The organism is Chryseobacterium sp. (genome assembly GCF_022869225.1).
Classification (GTDB): domain Bacteria; phylum Bacteroidota; class Bacteroidia; order Flavobacteriales; family Weeksellaceae; genus Chryseobacterium.
Genome location: NZ_JALIHL010000001.1, coordinates 991358 through 1015104 on the forward strand (window position 1 = coordinate 991358; position 23747 = coordinate 1015104).

Sequence of the window (23747 nt, forward strand, 5' to 3'; positions counted from 1 at the left end):
CATAGCTGCTATTTTGTAATCAGCAATAAAGTTATGATATTATTATGGAACGGGAAGCGTATTTTTACACCTCTTTTTCGAAATAAAGCCTGTAGTATTTTCCTTTGTCATCCTCTCCCATCTCAATTTTCTGCCGGTCTCCGTGGATGTAGATATGGAAGTTTTTATCTAATTTAATGATACTTTTAAAGTGTCTCTGAGTCTTTTTTACCGCAGCTTCACTGATCGGGAATTCTTCAGCGATATTCACCTGCATGTCCTGCTCGTAATCTGTTTTAAAATTGACAAAACTTTCAATAACGTGTTCGTCTCCCAATACTTCACTGGCAAATTCATCTAACTTGAATTCTTCTTTTTCTTTGAAAAAATTGATCGATTTGTTAAGGAAATCTGCCTGGTCAGCTTTGGAAACTTCAAATTCCTGGGGAAGCTGTTTTGTGATATAATCTTTATAGACCATCAAAGCTTCCTGCGTGTGAAAATATTCGTCGTCACGCTGTTTTACTTTCAGGAAATCTTCAAACCAGTAGTACATGTCCCCGTTTTTGTTGTTGTCAACTACAGAAAGCACATACCCGGTTTCTTTATTGTTGTTGTAGATCAAAGCTGCCTTATCAATTTTGGATAAGCCGATTCCCTGATCTTTTTCAATATCAAATGTTTCTTCGGCAGGATTGATTTTCAGGAAAGATTCTCTCTTCTCTGTTTTAAAGATCCCGATTTTATCCACTTTGTCAGGGCGGTCACTTTCATCTTCAAAAAGTACGATGAAAAGTTCTCCACTCTGAACCCTTGGGTTTTCTGCAGCTTCAAAAAGGTGTTTGGCAATATTCTCAGATTCCCAGAGAAACTTGGACTTGTCATCAAAAATTTCAGATACGGCACTGTAAACCGGGTTATTCACCAGATACGTGTCACTGTAAAAATGAAAGGTCTCTTCCGATTTAAAAGAACCTAAAAAGTAATCTTCAAGCATTTCTGCCATTCCTTTTTCCAGTTTCAATTCTTCCTGGGAAAGCGTCAGGGAATCTCCGTTGATCTTATTTCCGACTCTGTGTACTATTATTTTTGAAAACATTTTTCTGAATATTTGGACTGCAAAGATATTCATTCTTATCCTTACTGCGAAACTTAAAAATGTCATGACACAGGATAGACTTTATTAAAGAGAATTTTAAACCACCCCGTCAAAAATTCTTTGAATTTTCGCCACCCCTCCAAAGGAGGGGAATTCTCAGCCATTCATTTGTGATGGGCTATATCAGACGTTTTTTGTCGTTCATTTTTCCAAATTGATAAAAACCTTATCATTTTGACATGCTTATTTCTTCGAAAAACAGATTGTAAAAATCACAACATATTGCTTATCAATACTTTAAATCAATTTCATCACCAACGGAATACGATTGGCATCATCATTTGAAAACATAGAAAAATGGACTTAAAAACATTAAACCGAATAGACAAGCTCACAAGATTAAAAAGCAAAGGACCGGAGACTCCCAAATGGCTGAAGCCTTATCATCTGCTCTTTTTTGCTTTTTTAACCATTTTTATTTTTGGTGCCGTCATCAAGGTACTGGAACACAAACCCAATTAAATCATCATAAATATGAACTATCTACAAGCCGCGCAGGAAATCACAGAAGTGGTTCCCGATTTTGAAAATGAATGGAAAGAAACTCAAAACCGAAATCCATACACCATCGTCAGAGCTTTTACGGAACGGATTAAAAATATGATCCGCCAGAATGACAGAAACCTGTTGCTGAGAAGTTTGCAGAAAATGGACAAAATATACACTGACGGAGATACGGTATTAAAGAATGCTGTTGAGACTACTTTTATCTATTCTCTGGACAATTGTACCGCTTTCTGCAGTGAGGAATACAGAAAAGTGATTTTTAGTCATATTTCTGCAAACCTTCAGCAGGTATATTCAAGACAGATTTACAGTCACGGTATATAAAGGTTTTGTTACATTTTTTATCCGTTTCATTACAAAGTGTTTAAATTAAACAAAATTAAAAATAACTCACAATCAATAGATTATGAAAACAAAAATCAGAAAAATTTCAGACTGGAAAAGCTGGAAAACTACGACTAACAGACACAATTCTGAGATATTACTCACTCACATCGCTGTGATTGTGGGAGTATTCATTTTTGCAGCCTGTCTTTAAATTTTGGTATACATTTCGCTGCAATAAAAAGTGTTTGAAAAATTCTTAATTATGATGAAAGTACAAATGCAAACTATTAATCAAAAAATAGCTGTTGAATACTTAAAATTTTTCTATCCGCCACTCCGCAATGAAATCGCACAGTTATCTGTTCAGGATAATTTTGCAGGAATAATGCAGGCTACTGTCAATTATTTGAAAAACCTGTTGCAGGAATCGAAGATCAATATTATTGCCCATCATATTAAGTTGATGGACTGGATTTACAGGAACGGAAACTCCTATGTAAGGACCATGATCGAAAACCTGTTTGTAAGGTCTTTTGAAAGCTTTAAAAAGCATGCTAAGATCCAGCATTGGAAGCTTTTATATCAGTATATGCCTGTCAGTTTCCAGATTATCTACAATGAACAGCAAAAACAGGATCAGATCTACTTTGGTAAATAAAATAGTTTAATTTGAAAAAGACTCCCTGGGCATTCGTTTGTCCGGGGAGTTATATTTTGGAGAAACCGCAAAGAGCCAAAGGCGGAAGAGCGAAAAAAGCTTTTCGAACTCCTCTTCATTATAATTATTTCCCACTCTATATTTTTCACCAATCCGTGTAAAAAACTTATTTTTGTAAAAAATTAATCATGAAGTATGCCTTATGTACGGTTTTCGCCCTGTTATCAATAGTATCCTGTGGAAGCAATGATACGATAATAGAAGATCCGAGACCCATTGATAAAGACGTTTACAATTTTGCATTCAAAAGCTACCATGTACAGGGAACCACGCTCTACCAGGGATCATTAGGCCAGAAATCAAACCCTGAAGAATCTTATCTGAATACCTATTGGAGTCTCTATCAGGAACCGGCATGGAAAAAGATCATTCTTGATCTGAAGAACAGTTCTATACAATTAATTTCTGATAACTCCACAGTTCAGACGCACAGCATTACAATTGCTAATGATTCCGTATTACTCAATGATACCCCCAAGCAACCGAATTATATCGGTAGTTTTAATAAAAAAGAATCATCCTTTACTTTAAAAAGAACCTACAGATATGTAAAAAAAGTACCCAGAAATGAAACTGACGCCCTGTTTATTACTAAAAGTGCTTTTTTCGGAACGACTCAATATGAAAATATGTTTGGATCTGTTTTTTCCGCCCCTTCACAGATGACCCAAAACGGGGATGAAGTCCTTTGGAGTAATATCGAATACTCCTATCAATCATTATAAACAGGTTCAAACGGATGATCCGCTATCATTTGGCTTTGTACAGAATCCTTTTATGATAAAACAAATCCCAGGCTGCAAGCCTGGGATTTGTTTTATTTATCTTTTTTCAAAAACGCATTTTCAATGAGCTGAATTTCTTCTTTATTGAGTTTTGCAGTTTTCTTAAGTTTTGCTGTAAAAGCCGCTACTTCTTCAGCTGTAGAAGGTGCTCCAAGGTTTTGTTTTTTATCATCAAAAGAGTCGGCGAGCACTTCTCCTTTAGGGTTTATTATCAGCCAGAAGGGAAGCCCGGCATTTTCGCCTTTATATTTATTCATGAGTTCCTGGCCGCCAGGGTTTTCAAGGACTTTCTTTTCTCCCCTTTCCTGAACATCCACATAGGCCGTGACAAATTTCTTATCGAAAATAGGTTTTGTTTCCGGAAGATTCATATTTTTCTCCATCGCCTTACACCATTTGCACCATGAAGCATGGAACATCAGCAGTACATTTTTGTTGTTGGCCTTTGCTTCTGTAAGGGCCTTATTGAGTACTACACTTGTTTTTTCCTGTGCCATACCCAGCTGAAACATGAACAGCGTTATAATGATAATAATTTTTGAGTATTTCATTCTGAATTTTGTTTAAATCTACACGAATTTAGGTATTTAATCGTTCAGTTATTTTATTTAACTTTAAATATTATTATAAATAATGAAGTATAAATATTTTTACAGTCTTCTGCTCGTCATTACTATTGTATTTTCCCATGCTCAGTTTTCTGATGCGGTAAAAAAACTGGCTCAGCCCTTAGATACTATTTCTTATGCTGAGTCCTCTCATATCGGGTATATGGGAGAAGAAAGTAAAATTTATAATCAATTTAAAAAAATTGCCAAAATAGCAAGTAATGATGAACTCTATTATTATGCGATGAATGGCAGCAATGCTTTAAGAGTTTATTCCGGACAAGAGCTATTTAAAAGAAATGATAAAAGATTTTTAGAAATCTATACATTCTATTCTGGCAATCCTTTAATTATGAAATATACCCTGGGGTGTGTTGGAGAACATAAAAATATTTCAGAGTTTTTGAAAGATGAAGTATACTCAGCCCAAGATTATATTTCGTTACGGGATCAGTTATTAAAAAATAAAGATGAAATATCAAAAATACAATTAAGGCAAATCAAAGAACTGGGCTATGGTAAACTTACGGAAGAAAATATCAAGTCTGTAAAAAAGCAGTTAGAAAAGATTGATATTAAAAAATTAAACTAAAATTTATCCGCTCAATTTAACATTCAACTTTTACCAGGTTTATACAATGATTGAAATAAAAAAATATTCAAATCAGGAAGGCTATCCGGAGCCAAGACGGGTGATCAGGTATACTCTTTTCTGGTGTACGAGCGGAAGTGCTGAAATTCTGATTGATGAAAATCTCTTTTTTTTGAAAGCCGGTCAGACCGTTACCATTACTTCAGGACAATTTCATCAGCTGATCGCTGTAGAAGGCGAAGTGACCGCACTCGAATTTACCCTGGATTTTTTCAGTAAAAGTGACAGTGACATTGAACTTATCTTTCACAACGGGCTCTTCTGCCATTTCGGGATGAATGAAATCATCACCGTTCGCCGTCCTTCATTTTTTACAGAAACCCTCAGCATGATTGAAAAGGAAATCCAGGAGAAACCTTATCAATATCTGATTTCCACCCATTCCCTGGTAGAACTGTTATTAATAGAAATCAACCGCAGTAAAATTGCCAACGGAGATGAGATCTGGAAACCTGATGCGTTGTTTTTAAAATTCCTGGAAAGTGTCCGATATCATTTTAGTGACAATTATCCTGTATCTCATTTTGCAGCGATTTTAGGAACTACTGAAGCCAAATTGAATGAGATCTCAAAGCTTCACACCCAGAAAACAGCACAAAATGTCATTTATAGCCTTATCATTTCCGAAGCGAAAAGGTTGCTGCTTTATGAAAAGCTCAGTGTAAAGGAAATTGCTTACCAGCTTGGCTTTAACGATCCTTTTTATTTTTCCAATTTCTTTAAAAAACATATTTCACGATCCCCAAAGGAATATCAGAAAGCCGTCAAAAATTAAAATATTACATGCTTTTCCAAGAATTGTCTATTCTTTAAATCAGGGCTTTCACTGAACTTTGTACTTGTAATAAAGACCTAAAAATGACAAGTATAAAAACTCAACAGGACCTCGCTATATTCTTATTAAGAATAACTCTGGCAGCAGGATTTTTATCCGCCACGGCAAGCAGGCTGAATCTTTGGGGAAGGCATTCTTCCGGCTGGAAAAATTTTGTACACTCTACTGCCGAAACCAATTCGTTTCTGCCACAATCATTTGCACCCAGTATTGCAGCAGTATCAACTCTTGCTGAACTATCAATGGGTATTTTACTTCTTATAGGGTATCAGATAAGTAAAACGGCTTTGTGCGCTTCCGTTTTAACACTATTATTTGCCATCGCCATGGGTATTTCTTTTGGACTTAAAGAGCCTTTAGATTATTCGGTCTTTGTATTCAGCGCCTCATCTTTTCTGCTAAGTACTTTTCCCCGTTACAAATGGTCTTTAGATCAACTTTTACATCCATAATACTTTAAAAACATATGACAATGAGCACAAACATCCACGATTATATCGTAAAAACAGAACAGAAAGAATGGCAGCCTTTACTTGAAAAAGGAGTTCATTATCAAGGTATTTTCGTAAAATCATTAAAATTTGATCCTGAAAATAACCGTTCCACCACCATTCTATTAAAGTTTGAACCGGGAGCAAGCTATCCTTATCACAATCATCCTGCAGGTGAAGAGCTGTTCATCATGGAAGGTGATGCTACCATTGCAGGTGCCCAACTGAAAAAGGGAGATTATCTATACACTCCGCCAAATTTCAAACATGCTGTGACGTCGGAAAATGGCTGCATGATCCTTTTTGTCGTTCCTGAAGAAGTGGAAATCCTTTAAAGGATTCTATTGACCATAAAACCGCTGTAAGATATTGTTTACAGCGGTTTTATAATGATTAAACGGGATAAAAAAACATCATAAACCCAGAGAAGATCAAATATCCTATCCTGTCCTAAAGTAATGAAAGGGCTTACCTCCTGACTGGCAAAAATATCTTTATGTTAAAGATTGAGCCCATGGTAATATTTACTTCAGGGCCGTTTTATCTGTTGAGATCCGTTGAAAGACCATGAATGGCTTTTTTCTTTAATAGGTCTAACGAAAACTGAACTGAAAATGTCAGTACCATATATAATACAATAAGCAGCAATACGAATCCAATACCGTGCTGTCTGTATCCAAAGATGCCTTTTCCCCAGGAAATTAATATCCACTGTATCATGTACATGGATGTTAAATTCCTGCTGCAATACTTTAAAATTCTAATAAAACTGTTCTCTTGAATCTTTGAAGTTGCTGTAAAAATAGCCCAAAGAAAAATCAATGTCCAACCGGCAAAATAAATAACTCCTCCAGGCCCCATATGGTAAAAACCATTATAATGATATTCACCATATATAAAAACCAAAGGAGCGCCAAGAGCCACAAACAGAAGTCCTGCATACAGCATATTCTTAAATAATTGTTTTGCGTTATAATTCAATTCAAGATACCATTTACCAAAAAACATCCCGATGATGATAAAAGACATCCAGGGAAAAACCGGAAAATAGACATAGGCAGGAAAATCATTACTAAAAAGAAGATCCAGGATATAATTAATAACAGGATAATCAATAGTAATTCCACTCACTTCTCTGGAGACTAATGCAATGAATAATCCTATAGCAAGAATGCCGTATTTATTTTTTACATACTTCCTGATAAAGCCGATAAAGAGTAAGGACAATCCCGCTAACTGTAAAATATCTCCCAACAGTTCCAAATACAGATATTGCTGCTCTATTGGAGCATGCCATCCATATTTTTGGATAAAATTATCAGAAGCAAAACCAAACATTACGGGGACAATAAATTTCATAAAATTCATAAAAAAAGCAGCCACTAAAAGTAAACCGCCCCGCTGTACGGCACTTTTTAGACTTTGGTGGCTTGAAGTCATAAATGTTATTCCCATACAGATGAGAAAAATAGACGTTCCTCTGCCTAAAAAGACGATAAAACTACCGATAACGGTCTCTGACTGTGATTTTACATTTGCAAATATGAGTAAGGTATGGATAATGATCATTCCTATGACACTCATTCCTTTGATTAAATCAAGGGCTGCAATTCTTTTACTTTGCTGTTCCATAGTTTTTAGTTTTCATAATGTTTTTATTTATTCTAAATAAAAACAAATGTATAAATAATTTATTTCCCTTTCTCAATTTTTTTGAGGGGGTTATTCATCATTTTTAAGCATTACGGCAGGATATTACAGGATAGGTCCTAAAAAGGAGTATTTAGGACACTTTCACCTTAGCAAATCATATTACCGAATACATTTCAGCAAACAGAAACAACTGTTAATGTATATCTATAGGAATAAACAGGAGTACATAAATTTTCATCCGGGATTATCATAGAACTCTGTATATTTGAATAATCATTCTTGATTTATAGCTTTCCTATGAATGAACGAAACCATTGATATTTTTGATACCATCGTTATCGTTGGTGTTATACAGGGCGCAGCCTCTGCAATATCTATCGGGTGCTATCCTTCCAATGCACCCGGCAAAAGGTTGTTATCTGCTATATTACTTATCCTGGCATTTCTTCACGTCAAAATACTGCTTCACAGTCTCGGTTTATGGCAATCTCCTGCTTTCCATTATTTTCCTCTGGCCATTGATACTCTGATCCAGCCTTTATTTTATCTATATACCTGTTCTTTGACGGAAAAGAATTTTTCATTGGATGCAAGACAATTGAGGCACTTTATACCTGTACTTATATTTCAGCTTCATGCAATGATCGTGTATGCCATAGGTCTTATATATTCCGATATAACAACAAAAGATTTTATAGCTGAGCGGTATATGCATTATAATACTATTAAATGGACTGAAGACGTTTTTGCCCTTTTTTCTGCCGGCATTTATTGGTATCTGAGCTTCCGGAAGACACAAAGATACCGGCATTGGCTGTTTACCAGTCAATCTGCAACACAGTATTCTGAATTGGCATGGCTCCGTAACCTGCTTATCGGAACCGGTATATTGGTAGTTCTGTTGTTTTTATCTTCAATATCTTCTACTATTTTCCAGCTTAATAATTCGTTCCTGTATCTTGAAATCTTTTATGGCTATCTTACAATACTGATCTATTATCTCTCTTTTCAAGGATACAGGACTATCTTAGCTGCTGAAGTACAAATCATACGGTTGTCAAATGATGAACAACCTTCGGAACAAGTGGCACTGACAGATGTTCCGGACACTGATATAAAAACTGCGGCAGGCCAGGAAAACCTCTCTGTCATCCAATCCGCATTGATAGAAATAATGGAAAATCATCATCTCTATATGGAACCTGAATTAAGCCTTAAAGAGATAGCAAAAGCGATTGATTTCCCGCCTGCACAAGTTTCTGCTGCTATCAATGCAAAATTTAGGGTAAATTTTCGAAGCTGGGTAAACCATTACCGTGTGGAAGAAGTAAAAAAAAGGCTGAATGATCCGGCACATAAACACCTTAGCCTTACCGGTATTGCTTTTGATTGTGGATTTAATTCTGAAGCCAGTTTTTACCGTATTTTTAGAAAACATACCGGATATTCTCCCAAAACCTATCTGCAGACAACAAAACGCGAGCATTAAAAGAACGCTCAAAACATATTTTGAGTGGGTTAAGAGTTTAGGATATTGTTCATTTGCGCAATAAATTTTACTTATGAAACAGATACAACTATTATCCGTCGCCCTATTGATGATTTGCCACATGGGATATTCTCAAATCAGTGCAAACCAGATTCCTGCACAAAAACCTGTTATCATTAAGGCCCCTTTTCTACTGAAAACGAATTGGGACCAGTGGGGAACCTATGCCAAATATACTCCTGACAAACAAGTATTGGGATGCTGGAGTACAGCTTTAGCACAAATACTGTACTATCATCGTTTGAAGGCATCTGGCTCAGTTTCCTATCGCTGTTCCAAAGGATATATCATTAAGGATACTTTATCATACTATGTTCCCATTTGGAAGAATTTTACAACAAGTATAAACGATAAAAGCCGCCCGGAGCTTATAGATGCAGTGGCACGCTATTCATATCTTACTGCTGTTGCAATCCGGAAAGATTTCGGAACTTCAAAGTATCTGGAAATGATCAACCCAGCACCTCAGGTTGCAAAACACTTCACTTGTAATGCTACTTTTTATGTCAGTTTCACAGGTAAAATTCCTATTCCACAAGAACAGATGAAACTCATTGCTGATAAGGAACAGATAAAAAATATAATTGATAAAAGCAGTATCATTCCGTTGATTAAAAATGAGATCAGACAGAAAAGGCCAGTCTATTTCCACATGGGCAATTTTACTAATTACGGCCATTCTACAGTAATAGACGGATATTCGGAAAAAGACAGTATTTTTTATGTGCATATTAATTATGGCGCCAGCGGTTTTCGCTCCGGTTGGTATGACTTATTCAGGCCTATTGATGTGGAAGATGATATCCGCCTACGGGCATTTGTTACCATAAAGCCAATACATTAAAATAGCTGAGCCTGTTCCAAAAATTTTATTCTTAAAGAAATGAAACATAATAAAAGAGTATCAAATATTTGATTTATAAAGTTTCACAAACAAAGTACCATAGTTTCCATTAAGTAATGAAAATCATCTACTTCTGATTACTGTTTTCAACACGTTCAACTGTTTAAATCAATGCCTATATTTTATGAACTGTAAGCTTCTACCTGAACATGTTTTTATAATCATTAAAATACAAAACCCGCGGTAAAACAAAGTTTTACCGCGGGTTTATGATTTATAACTAAATGTTAGTATTCCTTACATCGATTATTTTACTTCTTCGAAGTCTGCATCCTGTACATCTTCACCACCTGCATTGCTACCAGCCCCTGCGTTCTGAGCTCCTGCATCAGCTCCCGGCTGCTGGCCTGCTGCATACAGTTCTTCAGAAGCTGCCATCCATGCTGCGTCCAGCGCTTCAGTTTTAGCTTTTACGTCATCCGCATTTTTAGCTTCGAAAGCCGTTTTCAATTCTGCGGCAGCACTTTCGATCGCTGCTTTTTTGTCAGCAGAAAGTTTTTCACCGAATTCTTTCAACTGCTTTTCAGTCTGGAAGATCAATCCGTCAGCTTTATTGAAGATTTCAACTTCTTCTTTTCTCTTAGCATCAGCTGCAGAGTTTTCCTGAGCTTCTTTCTTCATTCTTTCGATTTCTTCGTCAGAAAGACCTGAAGAAGCCTGGATTTTAATAGACTGCTCTTTACCGGTTCCTTTATCTTTAGCAGATACACTTAAGATACCGTTCGCATCGATGTCGAAAGTTACTTCGATTTGAGGAACACCTCTTGGTGCTGGCGGAATATCTGTAAGATCGAATCTACCGATTTCTTTGTTGTCGTTGAACATGGATCTTTCTCCCTGTCCTACTCTGATGCTTACTGCCGGCTGGTTGTCAGAAGCAGTAGAGAATACTTCAGATTTTTTAGTTGGGATTGTTGTGTTCGCTTCAATCAATTTAGTGAATACAGAACCCATAGTCTCAATACCTAAAGAAAGTGGTGTAACGTCAAGAAGTAATACATCTTTTACATCTCCTGTTAAAACCCCACCCTGAATCGCTGCACCAATGGCAACAACCTCATCCGGGTTAACTCCTTTAGAAGGTTTTTTACCAAAGAATTTTTCTACTTCTTCCTGAATGATCGGGATTCTTGTAGAACCCCCTACCAAGATTACCTCATCAATATCAGAAGTTGATAAACCTGCATCTTTCAATGCTTTAGCAACCGGTTCCATAGATCTTCTCACAAGATCGGCAGATAGCTGCTCGAATTTAGCTTTAGTTAAAGTCTTCACCAAGTGTTTAGGACCTGTAGCTGTAGCCGTGATATAAGGCAGGTTGATCTCAGTCTGAGGAGAAGAGGATAATTCGATTTTTGCTTTTTCAGCCGCTTCTTTTAATCTTTGAAGCGCGATCGCATCAGATTTTAAATCTACTCCTTCTTCAGCTTTGAATTCATCAGCCATCCAGTTGATGATCACATCATCAAAGTCATCACCTCCTAAGTGGGTATCACCATTTGTAGACAATACTTCAAATACACCGTCTCCCAAATCAAGGATAGAGATATCGAAAGTACCACCACCAAGGTCATATACTGCGATTTTCTGATCTTTATGGTTTTTATCAAGACCATAAGCTAACGCTGCAGCTGTAGGTTCGTTGATAATTCTTTCTACTTTAAGACCAGCGATTTCACCAGCTTCTTTAGTAGCCTGTCTTTGTGCATCGTTGAAGTATGCAGGAACAGTGATTACCGCTCTTGTTACTTCCTGTCCAAGATAATCTTCAGCCGTTTTCTTCATTTTTTGAAGAGTCATTGCAGAAATTTCCTGTGGTGTATATTCTCTATCGTCGATTTTTACTTTTACGGTATCGTTTGGTCCGCTTACTACCTCATAAGGTACTCTTGAGATTTCTTTAGCGTCTTCTTTAAAATGAGTACCGATAAATCTTTTGATAGAGTATACAGTTTTCTTTGGATTCGTTACAGCCTGTCTTTTTGCAGGATCACCTACTTTTCTTTCACCATCTTCTGTAAAGGCTACGATAGAAGGTGTTGTTCTTTTACCTTCTGCATTTGGGATAACAACAGGGTCTTTACCCTCCATAACAGCAACACAAGAGTTGGTTGTTCCTAAGTCAATTCAATTATTTTACTCATAATATTTTATTTTTTTTCTAATTTTTAATTTAATTTACACTCTCAATTTCTCAATATCTGTACCATTCAAAGATTTGTGACAAAATGACACACTAAAAATAAAAACCTTGGCTGTATGAGGTTTTCTGTGGATTAATACGGAAATTTTTTCACGTAAGCTTACTTTAAAAAAAGTAGAACTGACTTATATTTTTTATATATCTTTATTAAAAAGCATACACATCATATGAAAAAAATCTGTTTACTCATGATCTATTGTATTATCCTCTGTTTTGGAGCTTTACAAGCTCAGAAAAAAGCTCCTCTTATTATAATTTCTACAGAAAACACAGCACTTGTATATACAATAAATACTAAAAATCAGCTGGCTCAATTATATTTTGGGCAAACTCTAAAAACAATTCCGGAATATTCACTGATCAATTCACCTTCTGTTCCTGCGCTCATTACACAAGGAACCGGCCCTGTCCGCGAACCGGCACTGGGAGTGGTACATGCGGACAACAACCCGTCATTGGAACTTCAGTATCTTAATCACAGTACAAAGACAGAAGGAAATATACAGTCTACTGAAATTCAGCTCAGGGATCCTCAATATCCATTTTTTGTGTCATTGCATTTCAAAGCATACAGGAATGAAAATGTTATTGAACAGTGGACTGAAATAAAACATCAGGAAAAGAAACCTGTCCTATTAAAATATTATTCCTCAGCATTTCTCCAGCTATCTGTACAAAACTATTATCTCACTCACTTCTTTGGCGATTGGGCTAATGAAATGCGTATGCAGGAAAGTCTTCTCCCGGAAGGTATTTACAATATAGAATCCAAATTAGGTACACGGGCAACTAACTTTGATCTGCCTTCCTTCATGCTTTCAATAAATACCCCGGCCAATGAAGAAGATGGAAAAGTATTGGCCGGAACACTGGCCTGGAGCGGTAATTTCAAATTAACTTTTGAAAACATCCGTTATAGTGAAGATATCGGACACCTCCTGCAGGTATTACCGGGTATTAACAATTATGCATCCGATTATACTTTGCCTCCTAGTACTTCTTTTATCACCCCTCCATTTATTTACACCTATTCTTACACCGGAAAAGGACAGGCTTCCCGAAACCTTCATCAATGGGCTATCAATTATGGAATTTATAAAGGAAAAGAAAATAAATCGACCCTTCTAAACAACTGGGAAGCTACCTATTTTAATTTTGATGAACAAAAGCTTTCCGGCTTATTGAAGGAAGCACAAAATTTAGGGGTAAGCGTTTTCCTTTTGGATGATGGCTGGTTTGGAAATAAATATCCCAGAAATAATGACAATGCTGGATTGGGAGACTGGGAAGCTAATCGTAAAAAATTGCCTAACGGGCTGCCATTTCTGGTAAATGAAGCCAAAAAGCATAATGTCAAGTTCGGCATATGGGTGGAACCGGAAATGGTGAATCCCAAAAGTGAACTGTATGAAAAACATCCCGACTGGATTCTAAAATTGTCCAACAGACCTGAAAACCTCCGCAGATCCCAGTTGGTGCTGGATCTGGCCAATCCTAAAGTTCAGGAACATGTTTTCAAAGTGGTAGACAATATCCTTCAGGAAAATCCCGATATCGCCTATATTAAGTGGGACTGTAACCGATATATGACCAATAGCTTCTCCAGTTATTTGAAAGACAAACAAAATAACCTCTATATTGATTATACCTTAGGACTTTATAAGGTGTTACAAAACATTCGTCAGAAATACCCTGATGTAGAACTTATGTGGTGTAGTGGCGGTGGTGGGCGTGCTGAATATGGAGGTTTAAAATATACCAACGAATTCTGGCCGAGTGACAACACTGATCCTTTACAGCGGATATTTATTCAATACGGATACTCTTATTTCTTCCCTATGGGAATCCAGTGTGCTCATGTAACCAACTGGGGAAAACAGTCTCTGAAATTTAAACTCGATGTAGCCATGAGCGGTAAACTTGGATTTGACATTAGAATTGATGAAATGAGTAGCCAGGAACTTCAACTTTCGCAGAATGCCCTGAACAATTATAAGAGCCTCCAGGACATCATCAATACCGGTAAAATGTACCGATTAATAGCTCCTTACAACAATCATTACGCAGCATGGATGCTGACCGACCAATCCAAAAGTAAAGCAGTACTCTATACTTATAACCTGCAAACTCAATTAGGGGATTACTTTACTCCGGTATATTGTAAGGGACTTGATCCTGATAAAAAATACCAGCTCAAAGAACTCAATCTTGAAAATGAGGCCCAGCCTCAGCTCCCTCAAAACGGGAAAATATTTTCAGGAGATTATCTGATGAAAGTAGGACTTCAGTGGTTTTTAAATGGAAGCTTCAAAAGTAGTGTTATTGAACTGAAAGCTGTAAATTAATGACTATCCAACCTTTTTACCAGATAAAATTAATCAAAGTTTAATCTTAGAAATAGGGATAGAAACTTCATGAATTATTAATTTTGATAAAATATATACATTAAGAATGTCTTTACACTTTAATCCACGAGATATTACATGGCTGGCCTTTAATGAAAGGGTTTTACAAGAAGCCATGGACGAAAAAGTTCCTTTACATTTAAGAATACGTTTTCTCGGAATCTTCTCCAACAATTTAGATGAATTCTTCAGAGTACGTGTTGCCGGATTAAAGCGCGCCATGGATTTTAAAGAAAAGGTAATTGCTGAGTCTTTCTATCAGCCGCCCTCCAAAATCCTTCAACGGATTAATGAAATTGTCATGAAACAGCAGCTGAACTTCGATAAAACCTGGAAAAAGATCCAGACTGAAATGGCTGATCATAAAGTTTCCATTAAAAATTCAAAAAATCTGACCGCTAAACAGAAGGATTTTGTCAGAAAATATTTTGATGAAGTGGTAGAGTCCAATGTCATTCCTATTCTGCTTCATGAAAACACTCCAATGCCCTATTTAAGAGACAAAAGTCTTTATCTGGGCGTTGCCATGAGAAAAAAAGACTGGCAGTATTCCAGTAATTATGCTATCATTGAAATTCCGTCCCGTTTTGTAGGAAGGTTTGTACTACTGCCTACCGAAGATCCGGAAGAAAAAAATGTAATGCTTCTGGAAGATGTCATCACATTCAACCTGCCCCATATTTTCTCCTATTTCGGATATGACGAATTTGCAGCCCATGCTTTTAAAGTAACCAAAGATGCCGAACTGGATCTGGACAATGATATCAGAACCAATTTCGCGGAAAAAATAGAAAAAGGACTCAAAAACAGGAGAAAAGGAAAACCTACCCGTTTTGTTTTTGATAAAGATATGGACAAAGCTTTACTGGAGCTTCTTATCCGAAAATTAAACCTTACCAAAAAAGACAGCATCATTCCGGGTGGAAAAATCCATAATTTCAAACATTTTATGGATTTCCCTGATGTTTTCGAAACTTATGAGAGACCAGTGGAGAGAACTTCCTTTACCCATCAGGCTTTTGAACATGGCGAGAGAGTAACGGATGTTATTTTAAAAGAAGATGTACTGCTCACCTTTCCGTACCATAAATACAATCCGGTGATTGACCTATTGCGCGAAGCAGCCATGGATCCGGATGTAAAATCGATACAGATCACTGCTTACCGCCTGGCAAGCAGCTCCAAGATCATCAATGCCCTGATCTATGCAGCAAGAAACGGTAAGGAAGTAACCGTCATGCTTGAACTTCAGGCAAGATTCGATGAAGAATCCAATCTGGAGTGGAAAGATATGCTGGAACCGGAAGGAATCACTGTATTGGTGGGGCTTCCCAATAAAAAGGTTCACGCCAAACTCTGTGTCATCAAAAAAAGGGCTCACAATAAAACCATTCAGTACGGCTTTGTGAGTACCGGAAACTTCAACGAAAAAACAGCCAGAATCTACGGAGATCATCTGCTGTTAACGGCTGACCGCGGCATTATGGCAGATATCAATAAAGTATTCAATGTTCTGAAAAAACCAAAAGAAGATAATCTTCCGGTTTTGAAAACTTGTAAAAATTTATTAGTTTGCCCACAATTCATGCGTGAAAGGATCGTTCATCATATCGATAAAGAAATTGAAGAAGCCAAAGCAGGAAGAAAATCGGAGATCATCGTCAAGGTGAATTCTCTAAGTGACAGATCTTTGATTGAAAAATTATATGATGCCGCAAAAGCAGGAGTTATTATAAAACTGATCGTACGGGGAATTTACTGTGCAGTCAACCAAAAAGAATTTAAAGAAAAAATAAAAGCAATAAGTATCGTAGACGAATACCTGGAGCATGCCAGAGTCATGTATTTCTACAATAAAGGTATTGAAGACCTGTATATTTCTTCTGCCGACTGGATGACCAGAAATCTTGATTACAGAATTGAGGCCGCAGCAAAAATTACAGATAAGAACCTTAAAAAAGAATTGAAAGACATTCTCGAAATTCAGCTCAGAGACAATGTAAAAGCGAGAATTTTGGATAAAAAACTGAGCAATGAATATATAAGAAATGACAAGAAAGAATGCCGTTCCCAGATAGAAACCTATACATATTTAAAAGCTAAAACCAATAAAAATGAAGATAGCAGCGATAGACATAGGAAGTAACGCAGCCCGCCTCCTTATCAATGAAGTAAAAATCAATAACAGAAAGCCTGAATTCATCAAACTCAATCTTTTAAGAATTCCTTTAAGGCTGGGAATGGATGTTTTTACCATTGGAAAAATAGGCAGCGAAAGAGAAAAAATGGTCATCGATTCCATGAAAATTTTCAGTGACCTGATGAAGATCTATAAGGTAGACCATTACAGAGCCTGTGCCACAAGTGCCATGCGTGATGCCGCCAACGGTAATGAAATCATCCGGCAGGTTCAGGAAACCTCAGGTATCACTATAGAGATTATCTCCGGTGACGAAGAAGCTACCCTGATCTATGAAAACCACGTAGCAGAAGGTTTAGATAAAGAATTTGCCTACCTGTACATCGACGTAGGCGGAGGTTCCACCGAACTTACCTTCTATGAAAACGGCAAAATGGTCTATGAAAGATCCTTCAATATCGGAACCATCCGGCTTCTGAATAATCTGGTTACAATGGACAACTGGAAAGAAATGAAAGATGAGATCAAACAAAATATTGTCAGCACAAAACCTATCGTGGCAATCGGTTCAGGAGGAAATATCAATAAAGTATTTTCTATGAGCAAAATTAAAGACGGAAAACCCATGTCTTTATCACACCTTAAAAAGGTTTACAAAGAATTTAATGAACTTTCCGTAGAAGAAAGAATGACTCAATACAGTCTCAGAGAAGACAGAGCTGACGTTTTGGTTCATGCCCTGAGCATTTTCAACAATATTATGTCATGGTCGGAGATCAATAGAATTTTTGTTCCTAAAATCTCCGTAGCAGACGGGCTTATTCAGAATATTTACAGCCAGTTGCAGCATAAAAAATAATTTTTAAAGCATCATTATCTGAAAACCGGGCACAGTTGTCCGGTTTTCTCTGTTAAAATATCATATTCCTGTGATTATAAGACATGATTTATAAGTAAAACAAGACTAAAGCCTGCTCCTACTGAATTATAACAACAGCATCTTTACTCTTTATTCTTTTATTCTTTTATTCTTTTCAAAAAAAATTGCCTAATTTTAAAGTAAAACCAACCTCTTATCCGTCGTACAACTATCAATAGCAAAACAATGGTCCCAATCAAAATAATTATTACAGGAGCTACAGGCATGGTAGGCGAAGGTGTTTTAATGGAATGTCTTGAAAATCCGAATGTTGCTGAAATCCTGAGTATAAGCAGAAAACCGTCCGGGAAAATACATCCCAAACTGAAAGAATATCTTGTTCCTGACTTTCTGTCAATAGATATCCATGATGAAAACCTGAAAGGCTATGATGCCTGTTTTTTCTGTGCCGGAATCAGCAGTGTAGGAATGAATGAAGAAGAGTATACCAAAATTACTTATGATACGACCATTCATTTTGCAAAAGCTGTCCTGAACCAAAACCCGGAAATGGTTTTCAATTATGTTTCCGGAGCACAGACCGACAGTTCGGAAAGTGGAAAACTGATGTGGGCAAGAGTAAAAGGGAGAACAGAAAATGATTTAAAAAGAATGAATTTCAAAAGGGTATACAATTTTCGCCCCGGATTTATGAAACCCGTTGACGGCCAATTGAATGTAAAATGGTTCTTCAAACCTTTTATTTGGATTTTTCCTGTTTTTTTACCGTCAAAATCATTAACTTTACACGAAGTGGGCAGAGCAATGATCAATGCTGTACAAAAAGGATACCCTACCTCAACTTTAGAAATTAGAGATATTAAAAATTTAGCGATATGAGAGACATGTTAAAAAGAATTATTCTGGTTATTTTTGTACTCTTGCTTCTGACCGCCGTTTCAGGGTTTTTCTATATGCAGAAACATCCCCTGGAAGAAAATAAATCAGGAACGCTCTTAAATTTTTCCGGTAAAGCTGCCAAATAGCCATATGCATGGCAACCGTACAGGTCTTCCAGTCTCATAAAATACAGCTTTCAATCACTAGACCTATTTTTTAAACATTTCTTAAAATTACATTAAAATACTTACCAAATATTAAGTTCATTTTTGTATTCATCTAATTGAAGTGAAAAATGATCAACAACTACCTATTAAAAGGATCTGTCCTCGCCGCCTTCTTTTTTCAGAGCGGACTTTTCGGACAGACCCTGATTCATTACTGGAATTTCAACAATAATACTTCCGCAGCCTCTATTACCTCTCCTTCTTCCACTTTGGCCAACGGTTCTCTTTCAGCCATAGCAGGAGGAAACAGCAGTCTTGATTTTGCAGGGGGTACCGGACAGAACTTTGATATTGAAAACCTGAATGCCCGAAATGGTGATGCATCCGGGGCCCATTTGAGGCTTAACAATCCTATCGGCGGAGCATTACAATTTAATCTGCCGACACCGGGATACGATAATGTCACTGTAAAATTTACGACAAGAAGATCAGGACAGGGAGCAGGAACACAAACATGGTCTTACTCCACAGATGGCACTTCTTTTATTCCCTATCAGACCGTGAGTCCACAGGATGCCAATCCGCAGTTAATCACTTTTGATTTTTCCGCAGTTCCCGGGGTTTCCAATAACCCCAATTTTAAATTAAAAGTTGAATTCTCCGCAACTGGTGGAGGAACTGGCGGAAACAACCGTTTTGATAATTTTACTGTAGATGCTGCCTCAACAGGAGGTGCCGATACGACTCCACCCACGGTTACTTATCTTCCTATAAACAACACAAATAACGCCTCTATCACTGTCAATCCTACGATTTCTTTTAATGAAAACATAAGATTGGCCAACAATTCCGCGATCAACGATTCTAATGCACAAAATCTTGTAGAATTCCGGAACGGAAACTCTGCAGGTACACAAGTTCCCTTTACCACTGCTTTCAGCAGCAATACCATCACCATTATCCCAAACTCCGGCTTAGTGCCGGGACAAACCTATTATTTGGCCCTCAAGCCCAATACCGTGGAAGACTTTAGTGATAATGGAGTGACAGCATCAACTTCGAGCACATTTACAACAGCCGGAACATCCATTTCCCTGGATAAAACCTTTATTAAAGTAAATGAAAATGCCGGAAATCTGGAATTCAAAATCAATGTAGCCAATCCTTCCGCAGCAACGGTTAATCTTGTGGTAAAGCCGGCACCGTTCAGCACTGCTGACAGTAATGATTTTACCTTAGCCAATCAAACAATCAATATTACTCCTTCCACAAGCAGTTATACCATCAATATTCCCATAATTGATGATACTTTGGAGGAACAGCAGGCAGAATATTTCGTTGTAAGCCTTGAAAACCCAGTCGGTGCTACTATTTCCGGAGACAAGTCTGCTACCGTTTATATTGTAGATAATGACAAAGTGGCTCCTGTTCCTTCTCACCAAATTCAACTGAATTATATCGGAAGCTTTGATCCTTCGGGAAACAACAACAGTTCTACGGAAATTGTGGTACACGACACCGCATCGCAACGGTTATTTACCATCAGCTCCATTACCGATGTTTTTGATATCATCAATTTCAGCAACCCTACCAGTCCGTCCGTTATCAGTACGGTAAATATGGCTCCTTATGGTGGGATCACCAGTATTGCCGTGAAAAACGGAATCATTGCCGCAGCATCACCCAATACCAATCCACAGCAGAATGGTTCTGTCGTATTCTTTGATATTAACGGAAACTTCCTGAAACAGGTTACCGTAGGAGCTTTACCCGATATGATTACTTTCACACCTGACGGAACAAAAGTAATTACCGCCAATGAAGGGGAACCCAATGATGCCTATACCGTAGATCCAGAAGGAACCATCAGTATCATCGATATTTCAGGGGGAATTGCCAATCTTACACAAACCCATGTAACAACCCTCAATTTTAATAATTTTGATTCTCAGGTGGCCGCTCTTACAGCAACAGGGTTAAGAAAAGTAAGAACAAATAATACGCTTTCCCAGGATCTGGAACCAGAATATGTAACAGTGGGTGCAGACAGTCAGAAAGCATGGGTAACCCTTCAGGAAAACAATGCCATTGCAGAAGTGAATCTTGCCACCAAAACAATTACCGGCATCTGGGGGCTAGGAAAGAAAGATATGAATCTTCCGGGCAATGGTTTTGACGCTTCAGATAATAATGGAGAAATCTTGATCGCCAACTGGCCGGTGAAAGCCTACTACCTCCCGGATGCCGTACAGAATTATAAGGTAGGAAATACCCATTATATTGTAACCGCCAATGAAGGGGATGAAAAAGATCTTTCCGGATACAGTGAAAGAACAACAGTTGGAGCCAATACCTATACTTTAGATCCTGCCGTTTTTCCACAGTCAGCGATACTGAAAGCTTCCCATAACCTGGGAAGATTAAGGGTATCAACAGCAACAGGAAATACAGACGGAGATGCGGAATTTGAAGAAATTGCCGCTTTAGGAGCCCGTTCATTTTCCATCTTCAATACCGATACAAAACAACAGGTCTATGACAGCGGAGATCAGTTTGAAAGATATATTGCAGCTAAACATCCGCTTATTTTTAATGCGGACAATGAATCCAATACCGTTAAAAACAGAAGCCGTGCAAAAGGTCCTGAACCGGAAGGTGTAGCATTGGGAACCATTAACGGACAAACCTATGCTTTCATCACCCTGGAAAGGACTGGAGGAGTAATGGTATATAATATCACAGATCCCAACAATCCTACTTTCACGGATTATAAACACTCCCGGTCCACTTCTGCTTACGGAGGTGACAACGGACCGGAAGGAATCATTTACATTGCTCCTGAAAATACCACAACAGCCAAAGGCTATGTTATAATTGCCAATGAAATCAGTGGAACCTTATCCACGTATGAAGTCGTGATGTCTCCAACCCTAGGAACAGGCGAAACCCAATCAGAAACTGCAACATTCAATGTATTCCCGAATCCTGTCAATAAAGGAAATACTCTTTATTTCAACAGAAAACAGGATTATGAGCTGTATGACAGTTCAGGAAGACTGGTCGGAAAAGAAAAAAATGCCTTCACCATCAACACCTCCACCCTTTCTACAGGAGTTTACCTTGTGAAAACCTCGGAAGGTCATCTTAAGAGAATTATTGTAAAGTAAAATCATATCAATTATTGAATTCAAAAGCTTCGGATTTTCCGGAGCTTTTCTGTTCGTCCCGAGATAGGAAATCAAAGTAGTTTAACCATCCGGTCTTCAAACAAGACAGACAATAAAAAAGACAGACCTTATAAAAAGTCTGTCTTTAAAAATATTCAGATGTAGTTTTTACTCTACGTTCACTACTTTTTCAATTTCCGGAGCGTGTTGTTTAATGGTATTTTCAACTCCCAATTTAAGAGTTGAAAAGTTCAATGAACACCCGGAGCAGTTACCCAAAAGTTTCACAAAAACCTGATTATCTTTCACGTCAATAAGCTCAATATCACCTCCGTCTTTGTTCAAAAACGGTCTGATGCTTTCCAGAGCTTCCATTACTCTTGTTACTGTATCTTCGTGCGTTATATTTGTTTCCATATTTTTTCAGTTCAATTCGGTTTTTTCAAATTTGATTGAAAGTCATTATTATTTTGCTTTGGGTGAGCATCCAGCCATCGTTGAGATCTTCACGGCTTCAGTGGGAGGAAGGTTTTTATTTCTTTCTACTAAGCTTTCAACCATTTTTCTTGCTGTTCCGGTATAGATCTCTGCGATCTTAGAGCCTTCCTGAAGCGCTGCAGGTCTTCCTACATCTCCGGCTTCTCTGATACTCTGGATCAATGGAATCTCTCCCAATACAGGAATTCCAAGATCTTCAGCCAAATATTGTGCTCCTTGGTTTCCAAAGATATAATATTTATTGTCAGGAAGTTCTTCCGGCGTAAAATACGCCATATTTTCGATTAATCCAAGAACCGGAATATTAATACTTTCCATCTGGAACATCGCAATACCCTTTCTTACGTCTGCCAATGCAACATGCTGAGGGGTACTTACAATCACAGCACCTGTTACAGGAACTTCCTGAATAATAGACAGGTGGATATCACCAGTTCCCGGAGGAAGGTCTATCAATAGGAAATCCAGCTCTCCCCATGCAGCATCCCTGATCATCTGATTCAATGCTTTTGAAGCCATAGGACCTCTCCAGACTACAGCCTGATTAGCTCCTGAGAAATATCCGATAGAAAGCATTTTCACACCATAGTTTTCGATAGGCTTCATCATATTTTTACCATTTACTTCTACAGAAATTGGTTTTTCACCTTCTGTATCGAACATGGTAGGAACAGATGGCCCGTAAATATCGGCATCCAGTAATCCTACTTTAAAGCCCATTTTAGCTAATGTGACGGCCATATTTGCAGAAACGGTAGATTTTCCTACCCCTCCTTTGCCGGAAGCAATGGCTATAATATTTTGAATTCCGGGAATTTGTTTCCCTTTGATCTGACTTTGCTGAATTTCACTAGGCTCCGGAGAAGTGATTTTAAGTTTTAAATGAACGTTTTCTCCAAACTCACTGGCAAAAGCCTGTTTCATGGCAGCCTCCAGCTTTTTCTTTTCGTGCATGGCAGGCGAATGAGCGGTCATGTCGATATACACATCATCACCCACAATCTGAAGATTATTCACCAAATCGTCTACTTCTATTTCTTTAAGGAAATCTTGAACCTTTTCTTTCGTCAACATACTAAATATAAATTGTTCACAAATTTACGCATTTTTTTGGTAATTTAGAATCAATAAAATCTATAACATCAGGTGATAAATCAGATCATTAAAAGTTTTACCGCCTATATTTTTTATTTTTAATGAAATCCAAAATAAAAGGGCGGGTATAGCCCTGCCAATAAAAG

Annotated in this window: 22 protein-coding genes and 1 pseudogene; 17 read left to right on the plus strand and 6 right to left on the minus strand. The window is 37.5% G+C overall.

What is annotated here, in order from left to right:
- Positions 1-64: 64 nt before the first annotated feature.
- Positions 65-1078, minus strand: coding sequence for a nucleoid-associated protein (locus tag MUW56_RS04650; protein WP_292012093.1), 1014 nt, complete (start codon positions 1076-1078; stop codon positions 65-67).
- Positions 1079-1435: 357 nt separating this feature from the next.
- Between MUW56_RS04650 and MUW56_RS04655 the strand changes: the two genes are divergently transcribed.
- The 5 genes from MUW56_RS04655 (at position 1436) to MUW56_RS04675 (ending at position 3415) form a co-directional block, all read left to right on the plus strand.
- On the plus strand, positions 1436-1600 hold the full coding sequence (locus MUW56_RS04655; protein WP_292012094.1) for a hypothetical protein: 165 nt from the start codon (positions 1436-1438) through the stop codon (positions 1598-1600).
- A 12-nt stretch (positions 1601-1612) separates the two neighbouring features.
- A complete protein-coding gene (locus MUW56_RS04660) occupies positions 1613-1969 on the plus strand; it encodes a hypothetical protein (RefSeq protein WP_292012095.1) in 357 nt (118 codons plus the stop codon).
- Positions 1970-2051: 82 nt separating this feature from the next.
- A complete protein-coding gene (locus tag MUW56_RS04665) occupies positions 2052-2183 on the plus strand; it encodes a hypothetical protein (RefSeq protein ID WP_292012096.1) in 132 nt (43 codons plus the stop codon).
- Between the two features lie 51 nt (positions 2184-2234).
- On the plus strand, positions 2235-2630 hold the full coding sequence (locus MUW56_RS04670; RefSeq protein ID WP_292012097.1) for a hypothetical protein: 396 nt from the start codon (positions 2235-2237) through the stop codon (positions 2628-2630).
- Between the two features lie 188 nt (positions 2631-2818).
- Positions 2819-3415 (plus strand): hypothetical protein, encoded by a 597-nt coding sequence (locus MUW56_RS04675; RefSeq protein ID WP_292012098.1) that lies wholly within the window; start codon positions 2819-2821, stop codon positions 3413-3415.
- 92 nt (positions 3416-3507) lie between these two features.
- Here the strand turns inward: MUW56_RS04675 and MUW56_RS04680 are convergent, their stop codons facing one another.
- A complete protein-coding gene (locus tag MUW56_RS04680) occupies positions 3508-4026 on the minus strand; it encodes a thioredoxin family protein (protein WP_292012099.1) in 519 nt (172 codons plus the stop codon).
- Positions 4027-4246: 220 nt separating this feature from the next.
- Between MUW56_RS04680 and MUW56_RS04685 the strand changes: the two genes are divergently transcribed.
- The 4 genes from MUW56_RS04685 (at position 4247) to MUW56_RS04700 (ending at position 6396) form a co-directional block, all read left to right on the plus strand.
- The gene (locus MUW56_RS04685; RefSeq protein ID WP_292012100.1) at positions 4247-4675 is read left to right on the plus strand and encodes a hypothetical protein; all 429 of its coding nucleotides are present in this window, start codon (positions 4247-4249) and stop codon (positions 4673-4675) included.
- Between the two features lie 46 nt (positions 4676-4721).
- Positions 4722-5510: a helix-turn-helix transcriptional regulator gene (locus MUW56_RS04690; RefSeq protein ID WP_292012101.1), complete on the plus strand. Its 789-nt coding sequence runs from the start codon at positions 4722-4724 to the stop codon at positions 5508-5510.
- A gap of 83 nt (positions 5511-5593) precedes the next feature.
- On the plus strand, positions 5594-6022 hold the full coding sequence (locus MUW56_RS04695; protein ID WP_292012102.1) for a DoxX protein: 429 nt from the start codon (positions 5594-5596) through the stop codon (positions 6020-6022).
- A 20-nt stretch (positions 6023-6042) separates the two neighbouring features.
- Complete coding sequence (locus MUW56_RS04700; RefSeq protein ID WP_292012103.1) at positions 6043-6396, plus strand: dimethylsulfonioproprionate lyase family protein; 354 nt, start codon at positions 6043-6045, stop codon at positions 6394-6396.
- 205 nt (positions 6397-6601) lie between these two features.
- On the opposite strand, the gene MUW56_RS04705 is transcribed toward MUW56_RS04700, so the two are convergent.
- Entirely contained in the window at positions 6602-7693 is a 1092-nt protein-coding gene (locus MUW56_RS04705; protein WP_292012104.1) for a heparan-alpha-glucosaminide N-acetyltransferase domain-containing protein, read from the minus strand.
- A gap of 322 nt (positions 7694-8015) precedes the next feature.
- Here MUW56_RS04705 and MUW56_RS04710 point away from each other — a divergent pair, with 322 nt between their 5' ends.
- Both MUW56_RS04710 and MUW56_RS04715 read left to right on the plus strand, forming a co-directional pair.
- Complete coding sequence (locus MUW56_RS04710) at positions 8016-9203, plus strand: AraC family transcriptional regulator (RefSeq protein WP_292012105.1); 1188 nt, start codon at positions 8016-8018, stop codon at positions 9201-9203.
- A 73-nt stretch (positions 9204-9276) separates the two neighbouring features.
- Positions 9277-10107: a C10 family peptidase gene (locus MUW56_RS04715; RefSeq protein ID WP_292012106.1), complete on the plus strand. Its 831-nt coding sequence runs from the start codon at positions 9277-9279 to the stop codon at positions 10105-10107.
- Positions 10108-10413: 306 nt separating this feature from the next.
- Here the strand turns inward: MUW56_RS04715 and dnaK are convergent.
- Positions 10414-12311: pseudogene (gene dnaK / locus MUW56_RS04720) on the minus strand (molecular chaperone DnaK).
- A gap of 226 nt (positions 12312-12537) precedes the next feature.
- On the opposite strand from dnaK, the gene MUW56_RS04725 reads away from it, so the two are divergent.
- The 6 genes from MUW56_RS04725 (at position 12538) to MUW56_RS04750 (ending at position 22008) form a co-directional block, all read left to right on the plus strand.
- A complete protein-coding gene (locus MUW56_RS04725) occupies positions 12538-14715 on the plus strand; it encodes an alpha-galactosidase (protein ID WP_292012107.1) in 2178 nt (725 codons plus the stop codon).
- Positions 14716-14821: 106 nt separating this feature from the next.
- A complete protein-coding gene (gene ppk1, locus MUW56_RS04730; protein WP_292012108.1) occupies positions 14822-16921 on the plus strand; it encodes a polyphosphate kinase 1 in 2100 nt (699 codons plus the stop codon).
- Positions 16890-17774, plus strand: a complete 885-nt coding sequence (locus MUW56_RS04735) for an exopolyphosphatase (RefSeq protein ID WP_292012109.1) — start codon at positions 16890-16892, stop codon at positions 17772-17774. Before ppk1 ends, MUW56_RS04735 begins: the two co-directional genes overlap by 32 nt.
- 246 nt (positions 17775-18020) lie before the next feature.
- The gene (locus MUW56_RS04740) at positions 18021-18674 is read left to right on the plus strand and encodes an NAD-dependent epimerase/dehydratase family protein (protein WP_292012110.1); all 654 of its coding nucleotides are present in this window, start codon (positions 18021-18023) and stop codon (positions 18672-18674) included.
- Positions 18671-18820 carry a hypothetical protein gene (locus MUW56_RS04745; protein ID WP_292012111.1) on the plus strand — a complete coding sequence of 50 codons (150 nt, stop codon included), beginning with the start codon at positions 18671-18673 and terminating at the stop codon, positions 18818-18820. The genes MUW56_RS04740 and MUW56_RS04745 overlap by 4 nt, the downstream gene beginning before the upstream one ends.
- Before the next feature lie 149 nt (positions 18821-18969).
- Positions 18970-22008, plus strand: a complete 3039-nt coding sequence (locus tag MUW56_RS04750) for a choice-of-anchor I family protein (RefSeq protein ID WP_292012112.1) — start codon at positions 18970-18972, stop codon at positions 22006-22008.
- A 168-nt stretch (positions 22009-22176) separates the two neighbouring features.
- On the opposite strand, the gene MUW56_RS04755 is transcribed toward MUW56_RS04750, so the two are convergent.
- Both MUW56_RS04755 and MUW56_RS04760 read right to left on the minus strand, forming a co-directional pair.
- Complete coding sequence (locus tag MUW56_RS04755; protein WP_045500144.1) at positions 22177-22425, minus strand: NifU family protein; 249 nt, start codon at positions 22423-22425, stop codon at positions 22177-22179.
- A 48-nt stretch (positions 22426-22473) separates the two neighbouring features.
- A complete protein-coding gene (locus tag MUW56_RS04760) occupies positions 22474-23580 on the minus strand; it encodes an Mrp/NBP35 family ATP-binding protein (protein ID WP_292012113.1) in 1107 nt (368 codons plus the stop codon).
- Positions 23581-23747: the final 167 nt, after the last annotated feature.